Raw genomic sequence first — 7,984 nt, forward strand, 5'->3', positions numbered from 1 at the left:
CCCAGCAAGCACGCCAGATATCCCGCTACCAGACCCACTCGGCGCCCGTAAGTGTTACTGATCCGCGCGATCAAGTAGGCTGCGCCAGCCGCGCCCAGTTCGCGGCTCGTCTGAGGGATGCCCGCCAGGGTGGCGGACCCCACAATCTGGTCCGCCAGCAGCGTGGTGACCGCTAGCGCCGCAAACGCGCCGACGCCCCCACCCACTTGGCTGCCTGCCAGCGTGATCAGGGTAGCTCGCTGCACTTGTGCCTTAAGCACCTGCCCGCCGCGCGTGGCCGTGGATTCTCGCCGAATGTCGGTCATGATGGATGCAGTCTAACTGCTGGCCTGAAAGTGATCGCGATGAGCGACAGGCGGCTGCTTGTCACGGATGCTGACTCACGTATGCGCTGACGTGCAGCCGTTTACGGGGTTCGTCTGACGGCACTCACGCGGGCCAGGGCGGCGTCCAGGCTCGAGCATTCATCCAGGTTCGCCCATGTGTACTCGGGTGTGCCGTGCGCCCGGTTGATCCAGAACGTGCGCCAGCCGAATGACGCCGCGCCAGCAGCATCCCAGGCGTTAGAGGAATGGAACACGATAGCCTCCGGTTTCACTCCGAATGCCTTGCAGGCCTGCGCGTAGACCTCGGGGTCCGGTTTGTAGCGCATCAGCGCGTCTGTTGAAAATGTCGTATCGACGACCGTGTCGAGGCCCGCCGAGACCAACGCATCGTGCAACATGCCTGGTGTTGCATTGGAAAACACGGCGGTGCGTATACCCAGGTCGTGATAGCCCGTCAAGACCGCGCGGACGTCCGGATACGGTTCCAATGTGCGATAGGCAGCGAGCAGCGCGCCTCGCAGCTTTGCATCATCGACTCCACAGGTGGCCAGGGCATAGTCGAGTGCGTCCTCTGTAATCTGCCAGAAGTCGATATAGCGGCCCATCAGACTCCGGGTCCAAGAGTACTCGAGCTGCTTGTCTCGCCAGAGTGCAGAGACGCGCCCAGCGTCTGCACCGACGGAGCCCGCTACACGACGCACGGCCGAATGCACGTCAAATAGCGTGCCATAGGCGTCAAAGACGGCAACCAAGGGTAATGGCATGAGAAATGATCCTAAGCAAAACGTCGTTGAGCGGGGCGTATGCGCCCGACGAATGTTTTATCCACGCGGTTCGAAGTATTTGCATGGTTGGCGACAGACACCCTCCGGGCGAAGGGGCTGTCGGCGCTGTTATGCTGCCCGTTTCCAGGTTTCCGCAGCAAATTCGGGGTTGATCTTAGTATGAGTCAGGTGGTTGGTGTAGTTGCTCAAGGTCTTCATCGACACTGCAAGAACAACCTCGATGACCTGTTGGCGCGTAAAACCTGATCTCAGAAACGCCTCGACGGCCACTGATGGGACGAAGCCGCGCTCGCGTACCACCGCACGCGTGAATGCGGCCAGCGCTTCGAGATGAGCATTTGGCAGAGTGGTACCTGCACGCAACGCATCGACCACTGCGTCTGGAACTTTGACCATCTTACGCGCAATGACAGAATGCGCGGCCACACAGAATTCGCAATTGTTCTCGGTGCTGATTGTGAGCAGCACGACTTGGCGTTCCACCGGCGTAAAAGAGGTTTTGTCGAACTGGGCGGACAGGTCGAAGTAGGCCTGCAGTGCCGCTGGTGCTTCAGCCAGGTTGCCATAAAGGTTGGGGATGAACCCAAGTTTGGCCTTCGCTGTCTCAAGCGCTGGGCGCGCGGCGGGGGGTGCAGATTCAATGGTGTGGGTAACGAATTCGGTCATGATACTTGCTCCATGGTTAAATATTGACCGTGCTAAACAGCACCAGCCCAGTATCAGCCGTGCCACCGTGCGAGACCATACCCGACGCGCGCGTATACTTGTCCAAACGTCTCACTGGACCCGCGCATGGACAATCTCAGCCTGTTGATGCGTCAGTTGCACCTGGAGACACGGGTTTTTCACCGCAGCACCCACTGTGGGACATGGGCTCTCGACGCCGAGTATGAACGCAAGGCGATGTTCCACCTTGTTGCTGCGGGCAATTGCGTGATGCAGATCGGGCGCGCACACCACGAAGTTGCACTCGCTGCCGGGGATACCGTCATGTTTCTGCGGCCGGCGGAGCACCGAGTCATTTCGGTGCGAGATGCTAAGGACAATGCGACGACGCTGCTGCTGTGTGGTTACTTCGAATTTGGCTCACCGCTTGCCGAGGTACTTCTCGCCGCGCTGCCAGCACAGATCGTGATGCGTGGCAGCACGAAAGGCGACGAGGTGGCTTCGCTGCTGACGCTGATCATGGACGAGGCGAGTGGGGATGCGCCTGGTGCCGCCACTGTTCTCGACAAACTTTCGGACGCGCTGTTCATTCACGTGCTGCGCCATTGTCTCCAGCATGAACAAGTGCCCCGTGGAATACTGGGGGCGCTGGCCGACCCTAAACTGTCTCCACCGTTGTTGGCGATGCACGGGAACATCGCGGCCGACTGGAGCGTCGGCAAGCTGGCCGGGCTTGCACATATGTCGCGCGCCACGTTTGCCCGAAATTTTGCGGGTACCGTCGGCGTGGCGCCTATGGCCTATCTCACCCAACTGCGCATGCAGAGCGCACACGAGGCGCTGATCAATGAGCGCCTGACTTTGGCACAGGCGTCGGAAGTCGCCGGCTATGCTACGGAAGCCGCGTTCAGCCGCGCGTTCAAGCGTATTTATGGCTTCCCACCGGGAGCCCTGCGTGGCAGAAATGAAGAGGCCCTCCGAATTCGGACAGGGGCGTAAGCTCTGATCATCGAGGACAAGACGATGAGTCAGACACGCAGCAATACAGCGCGGCCTTCAAGGCGCGCGTGGCGGCAGGCGCTGCGCGAATGGGCGTATGCGTGTTCCCATGACCAGGGTTCCATTGGCTATGAACAACCTGCTGGGTTTACACAGCTAAGGCAACACTACCTCCGCCAGACTTCCGTCGCCCTGCAGTGATGCGATCAGCGGGCAGGAAACATCCCCCTGCCGTGACTGGCAGGCGTGCACGAGTTCAGACAGTACAGTTTCCATACGCACCAAGTCGGCCATCTTCTCGCGCACGTCCTTGAGCTTGTGCTCGGCAAGACTGCTCGCTTCCTCGCAGTGGATTCCATCGTCGAGTCGCAACAGTTCGGCAATCTCGTTGAGGCTGAAGCCCAGCCGCTGGGCCGACTTCACGAATCGCACTCGCGTCACATCTGCCACGCCATAGCGGCGAATGCTGCCGTAAGGCCTATCCGGTTCCGGCAGCAAGCCCTTGCGCTGATAAAACCGGATGGTCTCCACGTTGACCCTGGCCGCCTTGGCAAAAACGCCAATGGTCAGGTTTTCAAAAACATTTTGCATGTCGCTTGACTCCGTACATAAGTACGGAAGTAAGGTTACGCTATCCAATTCAAATTCAAAAGGAAAAGCGCACGTCTGAACCACAGAAAACGGGCGTGGCGCGCTTTTCGCTGGCGGTCTGGCCGCCATCCTCGTCTCGCATACATCGGCTAGCCCTGATGATCGGCGTGTCGATTCGGGGATTGGTTTCACCGGCAAATCATCGCTGTGGCCCGGATGGCTGCGAATGACCACCTCGGCGCGAATAGTGGAGCTGACCTTCGCTAACCTGAAAACATAGGAGCTGTTGCATGAGCAATCTAAAAATCACCGGCATGACCTGCGACTCGTGCGCGGCGCACGTCAAGCAAGCACTGGAGAAAGTACCCGGCGTGCAGTCGGCGCTGGTGTCCTATCCGAAGGGTACGGCACAACTCGCCATCGCACCGGGCACGTCACTGGAGGCGTTGACTGGCGCCGTGGCCAGACTGGGCTACGAGGCAACTCTTGCCGATGCGCCAACGGTGGACAACCGTTCCGGGCTGTTCGACAAGATGCGCGGCTGGACGGAAGCTGCCGATCAGCACAGTGGCAACGAACGCCCGTTGCGGGTGGCTATCATTGGCAGCGGTGGGGCGGCCATGGCTGCGGCGCTGAAGGCCGTCGAGCAAGGTGCGCAAGTCACGCTGGTCGAGCGTGGCACGATCGGCGGTACCTGCGTCAACGTCGGCTGCGTCCCCTCGAAGATCATGATCCGCGCGGCCCACATCGCCCACCTGCGCGCGACTAGCCCGTTCGATAGCGGCATACCACCCACATCGCCGACAGTCTTGCGCGAGCGGCTGCTGGTTCAGCAGCAGGCGCGCGTCGACGAACTGCGTCGCGCCAAGTACGAGGGCATTTTGGACGGCAATCCGGCCATCACCGTTTTACATGGTAAGGCGAGTTTCAAAGACGATAAGAGTCTTGTCGTCCGTGTGGACGAGGGTGGCGAGTGCGTCGTGGCATTCGACCGCTGCTTGGTTGCCACGGGTGCCAGTCCGGCTGTACCGCCGATTCCGGGCTTGAAGGAGTCACCCTACTGGACCTCGACCGAGGCCCTGGTGAGCGACACTATCCCCGAACGCCTGGCCGTGATCGGCTCGTCGGTGGTGGCGCTGGAGCTGGCCCAAGCCTTTGCCCGGCTGGGCAGCAAAGTGACGATCCTGGCCCGCAGCACCTTGCTCTTCCGGGAAGACCCGGCCATCGGTGAGACCATCACGGCAGCGTTCCGCGCTGAAGGGATCGAGGTACTGGAGCACACCCAGGCCAGCCAGGTTACGCATAAAGACAGCGAATTCGTGCTGACCACCGAGCACGGCATCGTTGTTGCCGACAAGCTGCTGATTGCCACTGGCCGAGCACCGAACACGCGCAGCCTGGCGCTGGATGCGGCGGGGGTCACCGTCAATGCACAAGGCGCCATCGTCATCGACAAGGGTATGCGCACGAGTAGCCAGCACATCTACGCCGCCGGCGACTGCACCGATCAGCCTCAGTTCGTCTACGTGGCGGCAGCGGCCGGCACTCGTGCCGCGATCAACATGACCGGCGGCGATGCGGCCCTGGACTTGACGGCAATGCCGGCCGTGGTGTTCACCGATCCGCAAGTGGCCACCGTAGGTTACAGCGAGGCGGAAGCGCACCACGACGGCATCGAGACCGACAGCCGACTGCTTACGCTGGATAACGTGCCGCGTGCGCTCGCCAATTTCGATACGCGTGGCTTCATCAAGCTGGTGGCCGATGTCGGCAGCGGGCGTTTGCTCGGCGTGCAGGCGGTCGCACCCGAAGCAGGCGAACTGATCCAGACGGCCGCCCTAGCGATCCGCAACCGCATGACAGTGCAGGAGCTGGCCGATCAGTTGTTTCCCTACCTGACGATGGTCGAAGGCTTGAAGCTCGCTGCGCAGACCTTCAGCAAGGATGTGAAGCAGCTTTCCTGCTGCGCCGGATGAGGAAAAAGGAGGTGTTTAATGAATGCCTGCACAGTATCCCGGTTGGCCCTTGATGCCGGAGTGAGCGTGCATATCGTGCGCGACTCCCTGCCGCGCGGATTGCTGCGTCTGGTGGCGTGCACTCCAGGCGGCTACGGCCTGTTCGACAGTGCGGCCTTGCAACGGCTGTGCTTTGTGCGAGCTGCCTTCGAAGCGGGCATCAGACTCGATGCGCTGGTACGGCCGTGCCAGGCGCTGCACGCGGAGGGTCTGCCATGAACAGCCCCGAGCGCTTGCCGCCCGAGACCCAGAAGCCGGTCACCAGCTACCTATGGGGCGCGCTGGCTGTACTTACCTGTCCCTGTCATTTACCAATTCTCGCCGTTGTGCTTGCAGGAACGACGGTCGGTGCTTTCATCGGGGAGCATTGGGGTGTTGCAGCCCTCACGCTGACCAGCTTGTTTGTTCTGTCCTTGACGCGGCTGATGCGAGTCTTCAAGGAAAGATCGTGATCGCATCACTGCCCGCCGGATGGACGGCGACTGAGTTGGCGCGAGCGGTTTTGCGCGTGCAGCTTGAGTTGCACTGCTAGCATGCTTCGAACTTATGAAATCTCTGGATCTCTACGCTAACGACCTGATTCTTTTCGCGCACATCGTGGATGCCGGCAGTTTCACCACTGCAGCCGACCGCCTCGGCCTACCCAATGCGACGCTCTCGCGCCGCCTCTCATCCCTTGAAAACATATTCGGTGAACGCCTGATACATCGTACTACCCGGCGCCTGATGATCACCGAGTTCGGCAAGCAGATGCTGGTCTATGCACGTCACTTGGTCGATGGGAACCGGGCGGCTGAGGATCTCGTGCTACATCGGCAAGCCACTCCGCAAGGCACACTGCGTGTGTCCATGCCACCTGAATTTCACGAGATCTCGCTGGTGAAGATCTTAAGCAAATTCACCGCAAAATACCCCGACGTACGCTTGGACCTGGATTTGTCCGCCCGCCGAGTCGACCTCATCGCTGAGCGCTTCGATCTTGCGGTGCGCGTAGCGACACGTTTGCCCGACGACGGCTCCCTGGTGGCACGGCATATCCTGACGCAACAATACGGCCTCTATGCGAGCCCGGCCTACCTGAGGCGCTTCGGTACCCCTGCCAGCCCTGCGGATCTGGTTCATCACGTGGGGCTCGTGGTGGTCAGTAACAGCGGCGACCACCGATGCTGGCACCTGACGCATGGCGAGAAGCACTGGGACGGGCGGCCTGAACGAGTGATGACTGCCAATTCGCTAGGATTGCTCGAAGCACTATCGATCGAAGGAATGGGCATTATCGGGCTGTCAGACCACTTTGCACACAATCCGATGAACTGCGGCACCCTGCAGCGCGTTTTGCCTAACTGGCTGCTGCCCGCCTCGACGATCTGGTGTGTCACCCCCGGACGACGCCTGCTGCCCCAACGCACCCTCGCCTTCATGGAGATCCTGGGTGAAGTGCTCAGACCTGTGGGCAGCAGAGCATTGCGCTCACGCACTCATCAACCATGGCTGCAAGGTGCTGTTCGGTTAGCGTCCGGCGAACACACATTGACGGCCGCCGAGAGGCGGCCGCAGCACTTTCAAGTGCGCGCGCGGAGGATATGACGGTGGTGGGTCAGTTTTCAGCCGACGATGATATTCAGCGTCAGGCAGGCTGCCAGCGATGCGGCAACAGTTCACCGCGCCACATCTCGACTCTACCGATGGGAAGCATCCCATCGTCCAGGTAGCAGGTCAGCGCCACCCAGCCAGGCTCTCGGTCCACTCTCCAAAGAACGCCCGGGCATGCGCCCTGGCACGGCCTTCGGTAAAGTCGTAGACGACCGCCCGCAGAGCCTCAAAGGCACCTGGGGTGTAGGCCCACAGATAGGCTTTGTGGGTGGCCCGGCTGCCGGGCTTGAGCAACTTGACCGGCGTCTCGTCGGCATGCAGCACCCAGTGCGCCAGGATCTCGTCTCGCAGCGCCGCGACCAGGGGCTGCAGTGCAAAGCCGCACGCCCCGACCCACTCGTGACCTCCTCCCGAAAAAGTGGACAGTTCGAAAGTAGAGAATTCCGGCGATACTAGCCCTCAGGAGGGTGTCGCCATGAAGAAGTCGAAGTTCACCGAGGAACAGATCGCGTTCGCGCTGCACCAGTCCCAGACCGGAGTTTCAGTCGAAGAGGTCTGCCGCAAAATTGGCGTCTCGCAAGCCACGTTCTACGCCTGGAAGAGGAAGTACGCGGGCGTGGGTGCCACGGAGTTACGCCGTCTACGGCAGCTCGAAGAAGAGAATCGCAAGCTCAAGCAGCTGGTGGCCGATCTGTCGTTGGATAAGGTCATGCTGCAGGACGTACTGCAAAAAAAAGTCTAAGGCCGGCGCAGCGCAAGCAGCTCGTCGGCCACCTGCTCGAGTCGTACCGCGTGAGCATCGTTCGAGCCTGCTCGGTGTGCCAACAGTGCCGCTCCGGGTGGTATCAGAAGCCTAAACCCCGCGTGATGGATAGGCCTCTGAAGGCCTGCATGCATGAGATCGCCAGCAGCCGGGTGCGCTATGGGTTCTGGCGCATCTTCGTCCTACTGCGCCGCGAAGGCTGGCGGGTCAATCACAAGCGTGTCTACCGCCTGTACAAGGAGGAAG

The 7,984-nt window shown here is 60.8% G+C and carries 8 protein-coding genes and 4 pseudogenes; 7 read left to right on the forward strand and 5 right to left on the reverse strand.

Going from position 1 to position 7,984, the window contains the following annotated elements:
- The 3 genes from EPN31_RS13745 to EPN31_RS13755 all read right to left on the reverse strand — a co-directional run.
- A partial coding sequence (locus tag EPN31_RS13745; protein ID WP_291774194.1) for a hypothetical protein occupies window positions 1-305 on the reverse strand: 305 nt, incomplete at its 3' end.
- Between the two features lie 101 nt (window positions 306-406).
- A complete protein-coding gene (locus tag EPN31_RS13750) occupies window positions 407-1,090 on the reverse strand; it encodes a haloacid dehalogenase type II (protein ID WP_291774196.1) in 684 nt (227 codons plus the stop codon).
- A gap of 129 nt (window positions 1,091-1,219) precedes the next feature.
- Window positions 1,220-1,777, reverse strand: a complete 558-nt coding sequence (locus EPN31_RS13755) for a carboxymuconolactone decarboxylase family protein (protein ID WP_291774199.1) — start codon at window positions 1,775-1,777, stop codon at window positions 1,220-1,222.
- A gap of 126 nt (window positions 1,778-1,903) precedes the next feature.
- Between EPN31_RS13755 and EPN31_RS13760 the strand changes: the two genes are divergently transcribed.
- Window positions 1,904-2,776, forward strand: a complete 873-nt coding sequence (locus EPN31_RS13760) for an AraC family transcriptional regulator (protein ID WP_291774201.1) — start codon at window positions 1,904-1,906, stop codon at window positions 2,774-2,776.
- 156 nt (window positions 2,777-2,932) lie between these two features.
- On the opposite strand, the gene merR is transcribed toward EPN31_RS13760, so the two are convergent.
- On the reverse strand, window positions 2,933-3,367 hold the full coding sequence (gene merR, locus EPN31_RS13765) for an Hg(II)-responsive transcriptional regulator (protein WP_291774204.1): 435 nt from the start codon (window positions 3,365-3,367) through the stop codon (window positions 2,933-2,935).
- Between the two features lie 149 nt (window positions 3,368-3,516).
- Between merR and EPN31_RS13770 the strand changes: the two are divergent.
- The 5 genes and pseudogenes from EPN31_RS13770 to EPN31_RS13790 all read left to right on the forward strand — a co-directional run.
- A pseudogene (locus EPN31_RS13770) lies at window positions 3,517-3,597 on the forward strand (mercury transport protein MerC); the annotation flags it as partial.
- Window positions 3,598-3,657: 60 nt separating this feature from the next.
- Window positions 3,658-5,343, forward strand: coding sequence for a mercury(II) reductase (gene merA, locus EPN31_RS13775; RefSeq protein WP_291774207.1), 1,686 nt, complete (start codon window positions 3,658-3,660; stop codon window positions 5,341-5,343).
- Between the two features lie 18 nt (window positions 5,344-5,361).
- Window positions 5,362-5,592, forward strand: a pseudogene (merD, locus tag EPN31_RS13780) (mercuric resistance transcriptional repressor MerD); the annotation flags it as partial.
- 5 nt (window positions 5,593-5,597) lie between these two features.
- Window positions 5,598-5,834 (forward strand): broad-spectrum mercury transporter MerE, encoded by a 237-nt coding sequence (gene merE, locus EPN31_RS13785; RefSeq protein ID WP_291774210.1) that lies wholly within the window; start codon window positions 5,598-5,600, stop codon window positions 5,832-5,834.
- A gap of 94 nt (window positions 5,835-5,928) precedes the next feature.
- On the forward strand, window positions 5,929-6,969 hold the full coding sequence (locus EPN31_RS13790) for a LysR family transcriptional regulator (protein WP_291774212.1): 1,041 nt from the start codon (window positions 5,929-5,931) through the stop codon (window positions 6,967-6,969).
- A gap of 168 nt (window positions 6,970-7,137) precedes the next feature.
- On the opposite strand, the pseudogene EPN31_RS13795 reads toward EPN31_RS13790, so the two are convergent.
- Window positions 7,138-7,371: pseudogene (locus tag EPN31_RS13795) on the reverse strand (transposase); the annotation flags it as partial.
- Window positions 7,372-7,450: 79 nt separating this feature from the next.
- Here EPN31_RS13795 and EPN31_RS13800 point away from each other — a divergent pair.
- Window positions 7,451-7,984: pseudogene (locus EPN31_RS13800) on the forward strand (transposase); the annotation flags it as partial.

It is taken from the genome of Castellaniella sp., from assembly GCF_004321985.1.
Taxonomy (GTDB): Bacteria; Pseudomonadota; Gammaproteobacteria; order Burkholderiales; family Burkholderiaceae_B; genus Castellaniella.